The sequence below is a fragment of the Kitasatospora sp. NPDC033851 genome (assembly GCF_055576085.1).
Window position 1 is genome coordinate 39636 of sequence record NZ_JBVIRL010000029.1, and the last position, 17945, is coordinate 57580.

Here is a 17945-nt window from a genome sequence, read left to right on the forward strand (position 1 = left end):
GCTCTGTGTCTCCCGTTCTGTGTCTGTCGGCCCGCTCAGCGCCGGACGCCGGCCCCGCCCAGCCGCTGCTGCGGGACGCGGGGCGGCCGGGGCGGCCGGGGTGCCCGCGGGGGCAGCGGGGCGGCCGGTCCGGCCAGCAGGGGCTGCGAGTCGGGGCGGCTCGGGGAGACGGCGAAGGCCAGTGAACCGAAGAACACGTAGCAGCCGAGTCCGACCCCGAGCGGGAAGATGAACTGCAGCGCCATCACGCCGCCCTGGGTGGAGTGCGAGAGGTCCACCCGGACCGACAGCGCCGCCATGCCCGTGTAGTGCATCGCGCAGACCGCCACGCCCATCACCGGCGCCGCCGCCAGTACGGCGATCGTGCCCCGGATGTTCAGCGCGGCCCAGAGCGCGGCCGTGGCCGCGAAGACGGCGATGGCGACCGAGAGCGCCACCGTCGTGTGGTCGTAGCCGAGCCGGCCGGGCAGGACCATCGCGGCCATGCCCATGTAGTGCATCGCGGCGACCCCGAGGCCGGTGGTCAGCCCGCCGACCATGAGCGCCAGCGCCGGGTGCTTGCGCCAGTACCCGACGGTGAAGAGCCCGACGCCGACGAAGGCGACGGCGACCAGCAGGCTGATCACGGTCAGCCCGGGCTGGTAGGTGATCTCGACGCCGGTCACCGAGAAGCCGAGCATCGCGATGAAGTGCATGGACCAGATGCCGGCCCCGAGCGAGGTGGACGCGAAGAGCAGCCAGACGGCCCGGCTGCGGCCCTTGGAGACGAGTGCCCAGCGGGCGCCGCGCAGCGCCACGAAGGCGCCGAGGCAGGCGACGAAGTACGAGACCGCCGGCGTCACCCAGCCGTGGTCGGCATGATGGATCTCACCCAATTGAGCTCCCTGGACGAGGGGTTGAGGGCGCCAGGGCTCGGGCGGACGCGGTCGACCGGGGCGGTCGGGAAGCGTGCGGAAACGGGCACGGAAACGGAACGGGGTCCGCCGGGGGGAGCCTGGCGTGTGGTGCCCCTGACAACGGGGGAGAGTAGCCACTACCCGCCGGTCGCACAATGTTCGTGCTTTTGGTGAAATCCCAGGTCAGGATGGACCTTTACCGCTCCTGCATGATCTTGGCACCAAGCCCTGACACCGCCTGCGCACGCTCCCCGGGCCCGTTCGTGCCTTACTCCAAGGGTGCTAGCCCGAACGGGTGGCCGGCCGGGTCGATCAGCACCTTGAGCGTGCGCCCGTGCTGGTACGCGGGCTGGGTCGCGCCGAGCGCGAGGGCCTTCGCGGTGGACTCCTCCAGGTCGTCCACGTAGAAGTCGAGGTGGAAGTGCTTGCTCCCGTCCGGCTCCGTCCACGGCTCCGGCCGGTACCCCTTCACCCGCCCGAAGCCCAGCGGGCTGCCACCCTCCGGGTTGTCCAGGATCGCGAAGTGTTCGTCCACGTGCCGGGTCTCCCACCCCAGCAGTTCGCCGTAGAACGACGCCAGCGCGACCGGGTCGGCGCAGTCGATGGTGACCATGGCGAGCCTGGCGAACCCGCCGTCGTTCGGCGTGGACTGTTCGGCGGACTGCTCAGCGGCGAGGTCGGACATGTCTGGTCGGCCCTTCCGGGAGTCGGGAACGATCACCCATCACCAATATGGCACCGGGCGGATGCTCCGGCGCGGCGGGACGCCGATTTTCTTTAGCGAGAGTAATGACGTAGTCTAAAGAGATGCCCGAGATGTCCGAGCAGGACCTCGCAGCCGTCAATCAGCTGCGATCGTCCACGATGCGCCTCTCCCGACGACTCAAACACCAGCGGGTGGAGGAGTCGCTCAGTCCCACCGAGATGGGGGTGCTGGGCACCCTCGCCCGGTGCGGAAAGGCGACGCCGGGTGAGCTCGCCCGGAAGGAGCACGTGCAGCCTCCTTCGATGACCAGGATCGTCGCGATGCTGGAGGAGAAGGGGCTGGTGCGGCGGGAGCCGCACCCCGAGGACCGCCGACAGGTGGTCGTCAGCAGCACCGAGCAGGCCGAGACGATCCTCGCGGAGAGTCGTCGGCGCCGAAACGTCTGGCTCGCCGAGCTCGCCCAAGGGCTCGACGAGGAGGAATGGGCCGTCCTCCGGGAGGCCGCGCCCGTGCTCTACAAGCTCGCACACCTCTGAGGCACACCGAACCCGGCCGGCCGCCGGGAGACAAAGGAGCCCGCATCACCGCAGGACCGACCACCGACACCAGGAGCGCGACGGCCACCGCCATGGCCGTCGCGCTGCGAGGGGAGAGCACCGTGACACCGCCGGCCGCAGCCAGCGCCGCCGCCATCCGTACCGACGACCCGACCAACGACCCCGCCGCGGCCAACACCGCGGCCGCCGACACCCAGGCACCCGCCCCCACGGGGCTGCCGGGCAGCGGCGACGACGACCCCGACGAACGCACCGCGGCGGACGACCCCGCCGCTCCCGGCCGCAGCCACGCGGCCTCATCTCCCACAGGCGCCCGTTTCACCCGGCCCGGGGGGATGTTCTCCTCCCTGCGCGTTCGCAACTACCGCTACTACTTCGCCGGCCAGGTGGTGTCCAACACCGGTACCTGGATGCAGCGGATCGCCCAGGACTGGCTGGTACTGAGCCTCACCGGCAGCCCGCTCGCGGTCGGCATCACCACCGCCATGCAGTTCCTGCCGATGCTGCTGCTCGGCCTCTTCGGCGGCGTGCTCGCCGACCGGATGCCCAAGCGCCGGCTGCTGATCTACACCCAGGGCGCGATGGGCCTGCTGGCCGCGGGCCTCGCCGTGCTGACCATCGGCGGTGTGGTGACGCCGTACTACGTGTACGCGTTCGCGCTGCTGCTCGGCCTGGTCACCGTGGTCGACAACCCGACCCGGCAGGCCTTCGTCTCCGAGATGGTCGGACCCAAGGACCTCGCCAACGCCGTCAGCCTGAACGCCGCCAACTTCCAGACCGCCCGCCTGGTCGGCCCCGCCGTCGCGGGCCTGCTGATCGCCGCGGTCGGCAGCGGCTGGGCCTTCGCCGTCAACGCGCTGTCCTTCGCGGCCGTGATCGGCGGACTGCTGGCCATGCGGGAGAGCGAACTGCGCCCGACCGCGCGGATCGCCCGCGAGAAGGGGCAGCTGCGGGAGGGTCTGCGGTACGTGAAGGAGCGGCCCGAACTGCTCTTTCCGATGGTGCTGGCCGGATTCATCGGGACCTTCGGCTTCAACTTCCCGACCCTGCTCTCCGGCTTCGCGTACGACACCTTCAAGGTGGGCGCCGGCCAGTACGGCCTGCTGAACACCGCGATGGCGGTCGGCTCGCTGGCCGGCGCGCTGCTCGCCGCCCGCCGGGGCGCGCCGAGGCTGCGCCGACTGGTCGGCGCGGCGCTGGCCTTCGGCACGCTCGAGGTGGTCGCCGCCTTCGCGCCCGACTACTGGACCTTCGCGCTGCTGCTGATGCTGATCGGGGTGTTCGGGCTGAGCTTCAACACCTCGGTCAACTCCATGCTGCAGCTGGCCACCGACCCCGAGATGCGCGGCCGGGTGATGGGCCTGCTGGTGCTGGTCTTCACCGGCGGCACGCCGATCGGTGCCCCGATCGTCGGCTGGGTGACCGCCTCGTACGGGCCCCGGCTCGGCCTGCTGGCCTGCGGACTGGTGTCCGCGCTGGCGGCCGGTGCGGTCGGCCTGGTGCTGGCCCGCGGCGCGGACCTGCGGGTGCGCTTCGACCTGCACCCGGGCCGCGGCGGCCGGGTCGTGGCCGTCGTGCCGCGGACCACTCCGACGCGCAAGTCGGAGCTGGCCGCCGCCTGCTGACGATCAGTCGGATATGTCAGGCCCCCCGAGGGTTCGCCTCGGGGGGTTCGTGGCGTCAGAGCCGGATGGCGAGGACCTGGCCGGGCCAGACGCCGTTCGGCTGCTCGACCTCGAAGCTCTCGGTCTCGGTGAAGCCGAGCGCCCGGTACCGGCCGACCAGCTTGCGGTCGTTCCCGGCGTAGCAGTCCACCCGCAGCAGGCCGATGCCGCGCTGACGGGTCTCCTCGACCGCGTCGGCGATCAGCGCGGAGCCGATGCCCGAGCCCTTGCGGCTGCGGTCGGTGACCAGCAGCCGGACGTACAGCTCGGGCTCGTCCACGGCCGGGATCCACTTGCCGCGGTCCTCGTTGAGCACGCAGCAGCCGACCGTGCGGCCGTCCTCGTCCACGGCGAGGCGGATCAGGAAGGGCTCGGAGGCGTACGAGGTGACCTGGTCGACGCGGGCCGGGTTGGTGCTGAAGGGCTGGTCGCCCCACTGGCCGGTGCGGTCGTCGGCCGCCAGCCAGGAGACGGCGCCGTCGAGTAGGGACAGGATGTCGGGGACGTCCGCGGGCCCCCCGGTGCGGATCTTCATGAAAAACGTTTCTACACCGAAAGGCCGACCGCGGGAAGATGGGTCCATGAGGCTGTTCGTGGCGGTGCTCCCCCCGGTCGAGGCGCTGCAGGGGCTCTCCGACGCGGTCGCGCCGGTGCGCGGGCTGCCCGGGGCGGACCGGCTGCGCTGGACCACCGTCGAGGGCTGGCACCTGACCCTGGCCTTCCTCGGCGCGGTGCCGGCCGAGCGGCTGCCCGAGCTGGCGGCGGGCCTGGCGGCGGTGGCCGAGGTGCACGAGGTCCACCGGCTGCGGATCGCCGGCGCCGGGCGGTTCGGCGACCGGGTGCTCTGGGCCGGCGTCGAGGGCCAGACCTGGGCGCTGCGCCGGCTGGCCGAGGCCGTCGCCGAGGTCACCGCCGAGGCGGTCGGGGAGACGGCCGACACCTTCGTCTTCCACCCGCACCTCACCCTCGCCCGGGCCGGCTCCCACCGCGGCCACCGGCGGGCCGTCCAGCGGCTCGCGGCGGCCGAGCTGGACGGCCTGGCGGCGGCGCTGGCGGACTACCGGGGGCCGGAGTGGGAGGCCACCGAGCTGCACCTGATGAACAGCGACCCGGACGGCGGCTTGGCGCACTACGAGTCGCTGGGTTCCTGGGCCCTGGCGGACTGGAGCTAGCGTCGGGCTGAGCGGAGCTACCGGGACCTCCGCTCCGTCCGGGCGTGGGGCGGAGGTACGCTCGTTGACCGTGGATCCCAAGACTCGTATGCGTATCGTCTCCGGCACCCTGGTGCTGCTGCTGGTCGTCGTGCTGATCAGCTCACTGGCCGGCCGGTAGACCGGAAACGGCCGTGAGGGCCACCACCCGGGTGGGTGGTGGCCCTCACGCACGCCTCAGCGGGTGCTCAGGTGGTGCTCAGCGGGTGCTCAGAGCTGCTCGACCACGTAGTCGATGCACTGGGTGAGCGCCTCGACGTCCGCCGGGTCGATCGCCGGGAACATCGCGATGCGCAGCTGGTTGCGGCCCAGCTTGCGGTACGGCTCGGTGTCCACGATGCCGTTGGCACGCAGTGCCTTGGCGACCGCGGCGGCGTCCACCGACTCGTCGAAGTCGATGGTGCCGACCACCTGGGAGCGCTCGGCCGGGTTCGCCACGAAGGGGGTGGCGAAGGAGGACTTCTCGGCCCAGGCGTACAGCCGGGAGGAGGAGTCGGCGGTCCGGGCGACGGCCCAGTCCAGCCCGCCATTGCCGTTCAGCCACTCCAGCTGGTCGGCCAGCAGGAAGAGCGTGGCGATCGACGGGGTGTTGTACGTCTGGTCCTTCGACGAGTTGTCGATGGCCGTCGGCAGCGAGAAGAACGGCGGGATGTAGCGGCCGGAGGCGGCGATCTCGGCGGCGCGCTCCAGGGCGGCCGGGGAGAAGGTGGCCAGCCACAGGCCGCCCTCGGAGGCGAAGGACTTCTGCGGGGCGAAGTAGTAGACGTCCGTCTCGGTGATGTCGACAGGCAGGCCGCCGGCGCCCGAGGTGGCGTCCACCAGGACCAGCGAGCCCTCGTCCGCGCCGGCCGGGCGCTTGATCGGCATCGCGACGCCGGTCGAGGTCTCGTTGTGGGTGAGTCCGTAGACGTCCACACCGGCCTCGGCGACCGGCAGCGGGTGGGTGCCCGGGGCGGTCTTGATCACGCTCGGCTCGGCGAGCCACGGCGCGGCCTTGACCGAGGCGCCGAACTTCGAGGAGAACTCGCCGAAGTCCAGGTGCTGGGACTTCTCCCGCACCAGGCCGAAGGCGGCGATGTCCCAGAAGGCGGTGGAGCCGCCGTTGCCGAGGACGACCTGGTAGCCCTCGGGCAGCGAGAAGAGGCTGCTCACGCCCTCGCGTACGCGCTTGACCAGGTTCTTGACCGGGGCCTGGCGGTGGGAGGTGCCGAGCAGGGAGGTCTGGGTGGCGGCGAGGGCACTCAGGGCCTCGGGGCGCACCTTGGACGGTCCGCAGCCGAAACGGCCGTCTGCGGGCTTGATGTCAGCGGGGATCTGGATCTGAGCCACGCGCGCAGCCTACCGGCCGGGGGCCGGGCGGGGGTACGGTCGTCCGCCCGCTGAGACTGTGATCTTCGCTGCTCAGAGATGCCGACAGCGGGCCCGGCCGAGGCCGGACCCGCTGGTCAGGGGCACTGTGCGGACGGTCGTCCGGTGCGGTCAGCGGGCGATGGCGTCCCAGCCCTCGATCGCCTCGGGACGGCGCGGGCCGGGGCCGATGTAGCGCGCGGAGGGGCGCACGAGCCGGCCCGTGCGCTTCTGCTCCAGGATGTGCGCCGACCAGCCGGCGGTGCGGGCGCAGGTGAACATCGAGGTGAACATGTGGGCCGGAACCTCGGCGAAGTCCAGCATGATGGCGGCCCAGAACTCGACGTTGGTGGCCAGCACACGGTCGGGGCGGCGGTTGTGCAGCTCCTCCAGCGCGGCCTTCTCCAGCGCCTCGGCGACCTCGAAGCGCGGCGCGCCGAGCTCCTTGGCGGTGCGGCGCAGCACGCGGGCGCGCGGGTCCTCGGCGCGGTAGACGCGGTGGCCGAAGCCCATCAGGCGCTCGCCCTTGTCCAGGGCGTTCTTGACCCAGGCGGTGGCGTCGCCGGTGCGCTCGATCTCCTCGATCATGCCGAGCACGCGGGAGGGGGCGCCGCCGTGCAGCGGGCCCGACATTGCGCCGACCGCGCCGGAGAGGGCGGCCGCGACGTCGGCGCCGGTGGAGGCGATGACCCGGGCGGTGAAGGTGGAGGCGTTCATGCCGTGCTCGGCGGCCGAGGTCCAGTAGGCGTCGACGGCCTTGACGTGCTTCGGGTCCGGCTCGCCCCGCCAGCGGATCATGAACCGCTCGACGACCGTCTCGGCCTTGTCGATCTCGCTCTGCGGGACCATCGGCAGGCCCTGGCCGCGAGCCGACTGGGCGACGTAGGACAGCGCCATCACGGCGGCGCGGGCGAGGTCGTCGCGGGCCTGCTCGGCGGAGATGTCCAGCAGCGGCTTGAGGCCCCAGACCGGGGCGAGCATGGCGAGCGCCGACTGCACGTCGACCCGGATGTCGCCGGAGTGCACCGGGATCGGGAACGGCTCGGCGGCCGGCAGGCCGGGGTTGAACTTGCCGTCCACCAGCAGGCCCCAGACGTGCCCGAAGGAGACGTTGCCGACCAGGTCGTCGATGTCGACACCGCGGTACCGCAGGGCGCCGCCTTCCCGGTCGGGCTCGGCGATCTCGCTCTCGAACGCGACGACTCCCTCAAGCCCGGGTACGAAATCGGACATGCGACGGCTCCTTCAGTTCTGTGTTCGGCGCTCCGCCGTGGTGGGGCGGCATACCAGTGACCGAATCGTGGTTGGCACTCGGTGCCAGAGTGACAGGCACGGGGTGCATTGCGCCATACACCACCGTGGTGATGTTTGCCGTAGGCCCGCTCGATTTTCCCGTCGAGGGTCGGTCGTGCCCGGGAGAAACCCGGAACCAAACCCCCGGTTCCGGACAATTCTCCGCACGACGGGCGGCCAAGCGGTGGCGAGACACCTTATCTCCCACCGGGATTTGTCCGGAGGTAGCGGTGCCCGTTGCTTGTCGTACGGGATGATGTTGGCGTGCAGACCCCGGAACCCGCCCAGTCGACACCCCCGAGCCCCGTCACCCGGACCCTGGCCGACGAGGCCCGCCCCGGCCCGGACCTCACCGTGATGCGCAAGCACTACGTCCACGAGGGCCTGGTCGAGGAGCAGCTCGCGCCCGAGCCGATCGGCCAGTTCACCCGCTGGTTCCACGAGGCGGACGACGCCGGGGTCACGGAGCCCAACGCCATGGTGCTCTCCACCGCCGACGCCGAGGGGCGGCCCAGCTCCCGCACCGTCCTGCTCAAGGGCTACGACCTGCGCGGCTTCGTGTTCTTCACCAACTACGGCTCCCGCAAGGGCTCCGAACTAGCCGCCAACCCGTACGCCGCGCTGCTGTTCCCGTGGATCGCCCTGGCCCGCCAGGTGACCGTCCAGGGCCGGGTGGAGAAGGTCGGCCGCGACGAGACCGCCGCCTACTTCCGCACCCGCCCGCACGGCTCCCAGCTGGGCGCCTGGGCCAGCGAGCAGTCCAGCCCGGTCGGCGGGCGCGAGGTCCTCGAACAGCGCTACGCCGAACTGGAACGCCGCTACCCGGAGGGCGAGGGCGTGCCCGTCCCCCCCTTCTGGGGCGGGTACCGGGTGGTCCCGGAGAGCGTCGAATTCTGGCAGGGCCGCGAGAACCGCCTGCACGACCGGCTCCGCTACCTCGCCGACCCGGCGAGCCCGACGGGGTGGCGGGTGGAACGGCTCTGCCCGTGAGTGCGACGGGGCCCGCGGGCGTTGCGGGCGTTGCGGGCGTTGCGGGCGTTGCGGGTTCCGGGGGCCTCGCGAGCCCGGTGGGCCGACCGGGTCGGTCCGGGCGCGGCGGCGGCGTGAAGCTGATGGGCCGTCACGCCTCGGGTGTAGGATGCCCGTCGCGGACCTGGGTCGAGGCACATCCGGCCAGCAACGCGCTGTGCCGGCACGATCGAGTGAGGGACTGATGAGCGTCACCGGTGCGGAAGCCGCCGCTGGACTCGACTCTGACCTGGTCGACGTCGCCGCCCTGTCGCTCGAAGAGCTCGACGCCCTGCCCGACACCGTCCTGGGCGACCTGCTGCGCCGGGTGGTGGCGGACGCCCTGACTCCCGGCGCGGAGCCGCTCGCCGCCTTCCAGTCGTCGCTCGACGGTAGCCGGTAGCCGGTAGCCGGTAGCGCGGCTCCGGCGCCCGCGACTCCTTCGGCGCGCCCACGCCCCCATCAGTGCGCCCCCGAGCGCCGGAGCGGCGCCCGGCTGCGGGCGTGCGCCTGATCACCGGCTAAACCACCGGGGCGGCCGAATCCGCCAACTCGCCAGCGCGGCCGGTGGAGTTCACGACATGCTGGGGTATGAAACCAGCGCCGTCGCGGCACCGTCGGGCACGGGGGGAACGGGTGATGGAGCAGGAACAGCAACGGCCGTACTTCTTCTTCAGCTACGCGCGTCGTGACTTCGAGGCCGAGGACGCCTTCGTCAACCAGTTCTTCAACGACCTGCGCGACGAACTCGGCCGGCTCGTCGGGACGGGTGTACGCGTCGAGGAACTCGCCTACCGCGACACCGAGCAGCTGCGGCTCGGCGACGACTGGGCCGAGAAGCTGGCGACGATGCTGGGCCGCAGCCGGACCATGATCGCGCTCTACTCCCCGGCCTACTTCACCAGCCTGTACTGCGGCAAGGAGTGGACCGCCTTCCGCGGCCGGGTCCGGCGCCACCACGAGGACAGCGGGGAACTCATCCCGGCCCTGATCCCGGTGCTCTGGGAGCCCGTCGTGCCCGGCGAGCTGGCCGACGAGGTGACCAAGATCCAGTGGGCCCAGCCGGACATGGGCGAGGCCTACGCCCGGTACGGCCTGCGGGCCCTGCTGCGCACCGCGCAGAGCGAGGCGTACGAACAGGTCGTCCGGGTGGTCGCCGAGCGGGTCCGGGAGGCGGCCGCGCGCCGGCTCGGCGAGCTGCCCGAGTTCGACCTCGGCACGGTGCGCGGCTACTTCCCGCCCCCGGCGGCGCCGGAGGTGGTCTCCGCCCCCGGCATGGTGCGGCTGTTCATCGCGGCCGGGCGCGCCTCGGAGGCCGCCGCCGAGGGCGGCTCGCGCGCGGGCGGCTGGTACGGCGCCAAGCCGTGGCACTGGGCGCCCTACCATCCGCCCACCAACCCGTCGCTGGTGGCGCGCGCCCAGCAGGTGATCACCGCCGCCGGGCACACCACCACGCTGGAGGAGGTCGACGGCGGCCTCGGCGGGAAGCTCGACCAGGCCCGCGAGGACAGCCAGGTCAGCATCCTGCTGGTGGACCCGTGGGTGGCCGGCGGCGAGCGCTACCGCTCCGCGCTGCGCGAGTACGACGACCAGAACCACCCCGTCACCGGCGTGATGGTGCCCACCGGCAGCGCCGACCCGGCCGACGGGCCGGAGCGCGACACCCTGTGGGCGGGCGTACGCGACGTGTTCCGGCGCAACTGGCTGCGCCGGAGCGACATGGAGCACTTGTTCCGGGTCAAAGTGAGCCGGGAGAGCTTCGACAACGACCTCACCATCATGGTGACGGTCGCTCAGAACAAGCTCATGGACGACAACCTGGATTGGGGGGACGATGGCAGCGACGCCTTCGGCTTCGGCCCCGGCGGCGGCCCGGCCATGCCAGGGCTGTCCATCCCGGCCGGCCCACCCGGACCCCGCCAGGGCCCGCCCGCGCGCCTCGATCCGAGCCCGGGCCGCACGGACCTCCCGCACCAGAGTCGTGGCAAGGACAACGCTGTCCCGTTGAGGGGAGACCAGGACGATGACCACTGAGCCCGGCGCAGAGTCGGAGCGCGGCGGACCGGGTTCGGTCGTCACGTTCTACTCCTTCAAGGGCGGCACCGGCCGGACCATGGCCCTGGCCAACGTCGGCTGGATCCTCGCCAGCCGGGGCCTGCGCGTCCTGGTCGTCGACTGGGACCTGGAGGCCCCCGGCCTCCACCGGTACTACCACCCGCTCCTGGTCGACCCCGAACTGCACTCCACCGACGGCCTGATCGACCTGCTGCGCTCCTACGTCAAACAGGCGCTGCCCTCCGCCACCGGCCCGGTCGGCCTCTCCCCGGCCGCCTGGCTGGACGAACCCGGGCGCCTCGACGGCTACCTCTGCGGCCTCGCCCTCGACCTGCCGCCCGGCGGCCGGCTCGACTTCCTGCCCGCCGGCCGCCAGAACGCCGCCTACGCCGCCGCCGTCACCAGCTTCAACTGGCGCAGCTTCTACCACGGCCGGGACATCCGCGGCGGCGAGTTCCTGCGCGAACTGCGCGAACGCTGGGCCCGCGGGTACGACTACGTGCTCATCGACAGCCGTACCGGCGTCAGCGACACCTCCGGCATCTGCACCGTCCTGATGCCCGACACCGTCGTGGACTGCTTCACCTTCAGCGCCCAGAACATCCGCGGCGGCGTCGACGCCGCCCGGGCCATCGCCGAGGCCGAGGAACGGGCGATCCGGGTGCTCCCGGTCCCGATGCGGGTCGAGGACGCCGAGCAGGAGCGCCTGGAGGCCGGCCGCGACTACGCCCGCGAGGCCTTCGCGCCCTACCTCGGCCGCTGGCTGCCCGGCGACCGGCGGGCCGCCTACTGGGCCGACGTCGAGGTGCCGTACAAGCCGTTCTACGCCTACGAGGAGGTCCCCGCCACCGTCGCCGACCGGCCGCAGGAGGCCCGCAGCCTGCTCAACGCCTTCGAGCGGCTGGCCGGTTGGATCACCGACGGCCGGGTCCGCACCCTGCGCCCGCTCACCTCCGAGACCCGCCGCCGGCTCTACGGCGCCTACCTGCGCTCCGCCCGCGCGGTGCCGCGCCAGGTCTTCGTCAGCTACGCGCCCGAGGACCGGATGTGGGCCGAGTGGGCCGCCGGCACCCTCACCCGCTTCGGCTACCAGACCTCCCTGCACAACGCCGCCGATCCGTACACCGGCCCCCGGCCGCCGGAGGTCGCCGGACCGCTCGAAGGCCAGGGTCGGCTGCTCGCCCTGCTCTCGCCCGAGTACACCGCCCTGCCCCGTGCCGCCGAGGTCTGGCAGCTCCTGCAGGGCCGGGAACTCGTCTCCGGCTCACCGGCGTTGGTCGCCCTGCGGCTGCAGGACTCGGACGAGCCGGTGCCCCGTCCGTTCTCCGGACAGGCCGCCCCCGACCTGGTCCGCTCCGCCGCGGCGGGCGCCGAGTCCCAGCTGTACGGCGAACTCGGCCCGCCACCCGGCAGCACCCGCCAACTCGACACCGACAGCGGCGAGATCATCGCACCCGCACGCTTCCCCGGCACCGCGCCGCAGGTCCAGGAAGCGCCCTCGCGCAACGCCGCCTTCATCGGCCGCGGCCGACTCCTCGAACTGCTCCGCAACCGCTTCACCGGCGGCCCCGCCGCCGTGCTCAGCCAGGTGCTCTACGGCTTCGGCGGCGCCGGCAAGTCCCAGATCGCCGCCGAGTACGCGCACCGCTTCAAGGCCGCGTACGACGTGGTCTGGTGGGTGCCCGCCGAGGAGCCCGCCAACATCCCGCAGAAGCTCGCCGAACTCGCCCCCCGGCTCGGCGTGCCCACCAGCGACGACGTCGCGCACACCGCCGCCGCCGTCCTCGACGCGCTGCGCCGCGGCCAGCCGTACCGCCGCTGGCTGCTCGTCTTCGACAACGCCGGCACCCCCGAGGAACTCGCCCCCTGGCAGCCGGCCGGCTCCTCCGGCGGGCACGTGCTGATCACCTCCCGCAACCAGGGCTGGGCCCGGCACGCCGGCCTGGTGGAGGTCGACGTCTTCCTCCGCGAGGAGAGCGTCCGGCTGCTGCGCCGCTTCAACAGCGGCCTCTCCCCGGAGGACGCCGACCAGGTCGCGCAACGCCTCGGCGACCTGCCGCTCGCCGTCGGCCAGGCCGCCGTCTGGCTCCAGGAGACGTCGATGCCGATCGCCACCTACCTCGAACTCCTCGACGAGGAGCTCACCGAGATGCTGGAGCGCACCCGGCTGCGCACCGCCGACTACCCGCACTCGGCCGCCGCGACCTGGCGCATCTCCGTCGAGGAACTCCGCCGGATGAACGCCCCGGCCGCTCAGATCCTGGAGATCTGCGCCTTCTTCGGCCCCGACGCCATCCCGATGCGACTGCTCTACAGCCGGGCCGTCACCCGCGCCCTGCGGCTGCCCCCGCGCGCGCCCCGCGACAAGCTCGCGATCGGCGAATTCCTGCGCGCCATCAACCGGTTCGGGCTCGCCCGCACCGACCAGGGCAGCGAGACCATCACCGTGCACCGGCTGGTCCAAGCCGTCCTCCGGGACCAGGTCGAGGAGGAGCGGCGGGCCGAACTGCGCGGCGTCGTCCACGCCGCACTCGCCACCGCCAACCCCGGCGACCCGGACGTCCCCGCCAACTGGTCCGAGTACGCCGAACTCCTGCCCCACCTCTGGCCGTCCGGGGCCGTCGACAGCGCCGACGAGGACGTCCGGCAGTGGATCATCGACTCGGTCCGCTACCAGTGGAAGCGCAGCCTGCACGAGTCCGGCCGCGAACTGGCCGAACGGACCCTGGAGCACTGGCGCCAGGACGGCTACGGCGGCCCCGGCTTCGACGCCGACAACGACGCCCAGACGCTCATGCTGCGCACCCAGCTGAGCAACATCCGCCGCTCCCAGGGCGCCCTCCAGGAGGCCTACGAGATGGACCGGGACATCCTGGACCGCTTCACCGCGACCCTGGGCCCCGAGCACTCGCACACCCTCGCCGTCGCCAACAGCCTCGGCGCCGACCTGCGCTTCCTCGGCCGCTACGACGAGGCCCGGGCGCTCGACCGCCGGACCCTGGACGCCGCCCGGCGCACCCTCGGCCCCGACCACCCGCGCACCCTGATGATCACCAACAACCTCGCCGTCTCCGACTACCTGGCCGGCGACCGCCGGGCCGCCCTGGAACGGCACCGCAGCAACTACCTCCAGCAGCGCGACGCGCTCGGCGCGCACAGCCTCTACGCGCTGTCCTCCGCCTCCAACTACGCCCGCGACCTGCGCGAGACCGGGCGGCTGCGGGAGGCCCTGGACCTGCTGGAGGAGACCGTCCGGATCTACCAGCAGACCATCGGCGACGGCCACACCGACACCCTGCGCGCCCGCAAGAACCTCGCCGTGGCACTGCGCCGGGCCGGCCGCTACCACGAAGCCCTGGAGATAGACGAGGACATCTACCAGCGCTACCTGGACATCAACGGCGCCGAGCACCCCGACACCCTGGCCGCCGCCACCAACCTCGCCAGCGACCTGAGCGCCCTCGGCGACACCACCCGGGCCATCCCGCTGGCCGAACGGGCGCTCGCGCGGTACCGCGACTACCTGGGCGAGAACCACCCGGTGACGCTGGCCGGCGCCAACAACCTGTCGGTCTACCTGCGGCTGGCGGGACGCACCCAGGAGGCCCTGGAGCTGTCCGGGCGCACCCTGACGCAGTTCCGGGCCGTCCTCGGCGCCCACCACCTCTACATCCCGATCGCGATGATGAACCACGCGAACGACCTGGCGCTGTCCGGCCGGACCCAGGCCGCGCTCGACCTGGAGCTGGAGGCCGCGCCGCTGATGTCCGAAGCCCTCGGCCCGGACCACTACGACTCCATCGGCATCAAGTCCAACCTCTCGCTGTCGCTGGCCGCCTCCGGACAGGCCGAACGCGCCGCCGAGCTGCGGGCGGACTGCATCCGGCGGGCGCAGGTGACACTGGGAGAGGAGCACCCCACGACGGTGGCGGTGCGGGCGGGAGCGCGACTGGACTCGGACGTGGAGCCGCCGCACGTGTGACGGCACGTCAGGAGACGGCGGCTCGGGAGGCTTGTCGGGCGGCGCTAGGCTCACGGGCATGGTGCCGTTCCGGCAGTTCCTGCTGAAGATCCACAGTCGGTGCAACCTGGCCTGCGACTACTGCTACGTGTACGAGAGCGCGGACCAGAGCTGGCGCCGGCGGCCCCGGCGGATGGAACTCGCGACGGTCCGCCGCACCGCCCGGCGGATCGCCGAACACGCCGCCGAACACGGGCTGGACGAGATCTCCGTGGTGCTCCACGGCGGCGAGCCGCTGCTCGTCGGAACAGGCCATCTGGACGCACTGCTCGGCGAGTTGAGCGGCGCGGTGGCGGGCGGGCCGCGGGTGCGGTTCAGCCTGCAGACCAACGGGCTGCGGCTGCTGGAGGAGCCCTCACTCCTCGACGTCCTGCACCGGCACCGGGTCGCGGTCGGGGTGTCCCTCGACGGCACCCGGGCCGACCACGACCGGCACCGCCGGCTGCCCTCCGGCGCGGGCAGCTGGGCACGGACCGCCGAGGCGGTGCGGCTGCTCGGCACGGACCGGCACCGGGAACTGTTCGCCGGCCTGCTGTGCGTCGTCGACCTGGCGGCCGACCCGGTGGACACCTACGAAGCGCTCCTGGAGTTCGCGCCGCCCCGACTCGACCTGCTGCTGCCCCACGGGACCTGGCACACCCCACCACCCGGGCTGCGCGCACGGCCCGTGCCCGGCGCGCCACCGTCCGGCGCGGACCCGGCGCCGTACGGGGAGTGGCTGATCGCCGCCTTCGACCGCTGGTACGGCGCGCCGCGGCGGGAGACCGGAGTGCGGCTGTTCGAGGAGCTGGCCGTCCTGCTGCTCGGCGGCCGGGCCGCCAGCGAAGCGGTCGGCCTGACCCCGGTCGACCTGGTGGTGATCGAGGCGGACGGCACCATCGAGCAGGCGGACAGCCTCAAGGCGGCGTACGACGGCGCCCCGGGGACCGGCCTGGACGTGTGGCGGCACGGCTTCGCGGAGGCGGCCGCGCACCCCGCCTTCCGGGCCCGCCAGCGCGGCCTCGCCGGGCTCGGACCGGTCTGCGCCGGGTGTCCGCTGGCCCGGGTCTGCGGCGGCGGGCTGTACGCGCACCGGTGGGCGGGGGACGGTGCGGGCGGGGGCTTCGGGCACCCGTCGGTGTACTGCGCGGACCTGGACCGGCTGGTCCGGCACATGGGGGGGCGACTGCGGGAGGGGCTCCGGGGGTGGGGCTCCCGGGAGGGTGGGTGCGGAGCGGCTCCGGGGGTGGCCGCTCCGGGGGCTGGATGATTTTCCGACTGCCGACTCTGTGGGTGGGGTGCTGATCGCCGTAGGCAGTCTGAAAATCACCCGCAACGCCCCTCTCCGGGCCACCCCCTGCGCCGCCCCTCCCGCAGCGCGTCCCTCTCGCTGGTGGAGGGGGGGAGGGGAGGGGGAGGGGGGCGTTGGTGTTGCTGGGGGTGGGGGGTGGTGGGGGTGCAGCTGGGGTGGGGGGGTGGGGGTGTGGGTGTTGCTGGGGGTGTGGGGTCGTCCGTTTGGGTCATGCGCGGTCGTTGGCCGGATTGTTCGGTACGCCGGGGGGAGACTGCGGGGCGGATGCGGGCGGTATGGAGGAGGAGCGGTGGCGGGTACGGGCGAGGCGGTGGCGGCCGGGGTTCCCGGCGCGCGTGGGGTGGACGGGCTGCCCCGGCATGGCGTGGATCGGGCGACGTTCCGGGCGATCGCTGGCGCGCGCGGCGGGCCGGAGGCCGTCCGGGTGCTGCGCGCCGGGCAGTTGAGCAAGCGCGCGCTGCTGCTGCTCGCGCTGCTCCGGGCGGCGCCGGAGCACGAGGGTTACCGCGAGGCGTACGGGCGGGTGCGGGTGCTGCGGCGCGAGGACCGGGCGCGGTGGGAGGAGGTGCTGCTGCGGCCGGAGTTGGACGCCTGGGCGGCTGACTGCCTGCGTGCTGTCGCGGGTGGCACGGACGGTCCGTCGGGAAGGGCTGGTGAGTTGGGCGGCCTGGGGGAGTTTCTCCGGGCGGATGGTGGCCGGGCGCTGGTGCTGGAGTGTGACGGGCTGCGCTGGGCGCCGTCCGTCGACCATGCCGGGCCGCGCCGGGTGGACTACGGGCGCCCTCCGGCCGGGCCGTTGTCGGAGGCCGAACTCGCCTGCTGGGAGGAGCGGTTGTCCGAGGCCTGGCGGATCCTGGTGCGCCGCCACCGGCGCCACGCCGAGGCGGTGGCGGCCTGCGTCGCCACGGTCGTCCCGCTGCGCCCGGCCCCCGGTGGGGAGGCGGTCAGTGCGGCGGCCCGGCGGGCGTACGGGGCGGTGGCGGCCTCGCTGCCGGACGATCCGGTGTTGCTGGCGCTGGCGTTGGTCCACGAGTTCCTGCATGTCCAACTCGGCGCGCTGCTGGACCTGGTGCCGCTGCACCGGCCCAACGGCCCGGCCGTCTACCACGCCCCCTGGCGGCCCGACCTGCGTCCGGCGGGCGCGCTGTTGCAGGGCACGTACGCGCACCTGGGCGTCGCGGACTTCTGGTGCGCGGAGGCGGCCGCCGGTGCGGGTGGGGCGGGTCGTGCGGAGCGGGAGTTCGTGCGCTGGCGGGCGCACACCCTGGCGGCCGCCGGAACCTTGCTGGAGTGTGGCGAACTGACGGCGCAGGGGAGGGAGTTCACGGAGGAGTTGGTTCGTTCCGTCCGCGAACTGGGTGGTGGGGGGCGGCGTGGTTGAGCCGTTCGGGGGAGGGCCGTCGCGCCCCGGCGGGTGTGGATGAGGGGAATCAACCGGGGGATTCGTACGCTGACCCGGGTGGCGGCCCCGGCGCTCGGCCCGGTGACACGCTTCGGCGCGCGCCACGGCGAAGTGCGCGACCGCTGAACGGGTGAATTCTCGGGGGTTCTGCGGGCCGTCGTGCGACGTCGGCCGCCCGGGGAGCCCAACTTGAGTCCGCAAGGTGCCGCGCGGAGTCTTCGCGGGCACTACATTTGGTCTCAATCGGGTGGGCTTACCCGCCCTCGGCAGGTCCTAACCGCGCCTAAGGAAACGAATATGACACCGGTAACCAGCACCAAGCCGGCCGGCAAGCTCACTGACACTCAGGAGACGCCGGAACGCCCGTCCCTCGCCGACCTCGCCGCCCTCGGAGCGGGGGAACTCGCCTCCCGCCTCCAGCGCGCGCTCCCCGGCGCGGATTCCGGCCTCGTGCCGGTAGCGGCCTTCAACTCCTCGATCTGACCCGGCCCGGA

Annotated in this window: 15 protein-coding genes; 10 read left to right on the forward strand and 5 right to left on the reverse strand. The window is 73.0% G+C overall.

The annotated features are described in order from the left end of the window. Positions 1–35: 35 nt before the first annotated feature. Both ACZ51D_RS36120 and ACZ51D_RS36125 read right to left on the reverse strand, forming a co-directional pair. Positions 36–875: an MHYT domain-containing protein gene (locus tag ACZ51D_RS36120; protein WP_465664669.1), complete on the reverse strand. Its 840-nt coding sequence runs from the start codon at positions 873–875 to the stop codon at positions 36–38. 289 nt (positions 876–1164) lie between these two features. After that, the gene (locus ACZ51D_RS36125) at positions 1165–1581 is read right to left on the reverse strand and encodes a VOC family protein (RefSeq protein ID WP_465616441.1); all 417 of its coding nucleotides are present in this window, start codon (positions 1579–1581) and stop codon (positions 1165–1167) included. Between the two features lie 122 nt (positions 1582–1703). On the opposite strand from ACZ51D_RS36125, the gene ACZ51D_RS36130 reads away from it, so the two are divergent. Continuing rightward, on the forward strand, positions 1704–2138 hold the full coding sequence (locus tag ACZ51D_RS36130) for a MarR family winged helix-turn-helix transcriptional regulator (protein ID WP_030057117.1): 435 nt from the start codon (positions 1704–1706) through the stop codon (positions 2136–2138). Continuing rightward, positions 2084–3784 carry an MFS transporter gene (locus ACZ51D_RS36135; protein WP_465664670.1) on the forward strand — a complete coding sequence of 567 codons (1701 nt, stop codon included), beginning with the start codon at positions 2084–2086 and terminating at the stop codon, positions 3782–3784. Before ACZ51D_RS36130 ends, ACZ51D_RS36135 begins: the two co-directional genes overlap by 55 nt. A 55-nt stretch (positions 3785–3839) precedes the next feature. Here the strand turns inward: ACZ51D_RS36135 and ACZ51D_RS36140 are convergent, their stop codons facing one another. Further along, positions 3840–4358, reverse strand: coding sequence for a GNAT family N-acetyltransferase (locus ACZ51D_RS36140; RefSeq protein ID WP_465616445.1), 519 nt, complete (start codon positions 4356–4358; stop codon positions 3840–3842). Positions 4359–4404: 46 nt separating this feature from the next. Between ACZ51D_RS36140 and thpR the strand changes: the two genes are divergently transcribed. Continuing rightward, entirely contained in the window at positions 4405–4995 is a 591-nt protein-coding gene (gene thpR, locus ACZ51D_RS36145; RefSeq protein WP_465616447.1) for an RNA 2',3'-cyclic phosphodiesterase, read from the forward strand. A 249-nt stretch (positions 4996–5244) separates the two neighbouring features. On the opposite strand, the gene serC is transcribed toward thpR, so the two are convergent. Continuing rightward, positions 5245–6363 carry a phosphoserine transaminase gene (gene serC / locus ACZ51D_RS36150; RefSeq protein WP_360494663.1) on the reverse strand — a complete coding sequence of 373 codons (1119 nt, stop codon included), beginning with the start codon at positions 6361–6363 and terminating at the stop codon, positions 5245–5247. A gap of 150 nt (positions 6364–6513) precedes the next feature. Then, on the reverse strand, positions 6514–7614 hold the full coding sequence (locus ACZ51D_RS36155; protein ID WP_360494660.1) for a citrate synthase 2: 1101 nt from the start codon (positions 7612–7614) through the stop codon (positions 6514–6516). Between the two features lie 417 nt (positions 7615–8031). Here ACZ51D_RS36155 and pdxH point away from each other — a divergent pair, with 417 nt between their 5' ends. The 7 genes from pdxH to ACZ51D_RS36190 all read left to right on the forward strand — a co-directional run bounded on the left by pdxH (position 8032) and on the right by ACZ51D_RS36190 (position 17934). Beyond that, positions 8032–8664, forward strand: coding sequence for a pyridoxamine 5'-phosphate oxidase (gene pdxH, locus ACZ51D_RS36160; RefSeq protein ID WP_360494838.1), 633 nt, complete (start codon positions 8032–8034; stop codon positions 8662–8664). A 223-nt stretch (positions 8665–8887) separates the two neighbouring features. Then, positions 8888–9085, forward strand: coding sequence for an FxSxx-COOH cyclophane-containing RiPP peptide (fxsA, locus tag ACZ51D_RS36165; RefSeq protein ID WP_360494658.1), 198 nt, complete (start codon positions 8888–8890; stop codon positions 9083–9085). A gap of 236 nt (positions 9086–9321) precedes the next feature. After that, a complete protein-coding gene (locus tag ACZ51D_RS36170; RefSeq protein ID WP_465616450.1) occupies positions 9322–10716 on the forward strand; it encodes a TIR-like protein FxsC in 1395 nt (464 codons plus the stop codon). Continuing rightward, on the forward strand, positions 10706–14719 hold the full coding sequence (gene fxsT / locus ACZ51D_RS36175; protein ID WP_360494652.1) for an FxSxx-COOH system tetratricopeptide repeat protein: 4014 nt from the start codon (positions 10706–10708) through the stop codon (positions 14717–14719). The genes ACZ51D_RS36170 and fxsT overlap by 11 nt, the downstream gene beginning before the upstream one ends. Before the next feature lie 58 nt (positions 14720–14777). Beyond that, positions 14778–16007: an FxsB family cyclophane-forming radical SAM/SPASM peptide maturase gene (locus ACZ51D_RS36180; RefSeq protein WP_465616452.1), complete on the forward strand. Its 1230-nt coding sequence runs from the start codon at positions 14778–14780 to the stop codon at positions 16005–16007. 331 nt (positions 16008–16338) lie between these two features. Continuing rightward, entirely contained in the window at positions 16339–17430 is a 1092-nt protein-coding gene (locus ACZ51D_RS36185) for an aKG-HExxH-type peptide beta-hydroxylase (protein ID WP_465664671.1), read from the forward strand. A 318-nt stretch (positions 17431–17748) separates the two neighbouring features. Next, positions 17749–17934 carry a hypothetical protein gene (locus ACZ51D_RS36190; RefSeq protein ID WP_465616456.1) on the forward strand — a complete coding sequence of 62 codons (186 nt, stop codon included), beginning with the start codon at positions 17749–17751 and terminating at the stop codon, positions 17932–17934. Positions 17935–17945 lie beyond the last annotated feature (11 nt).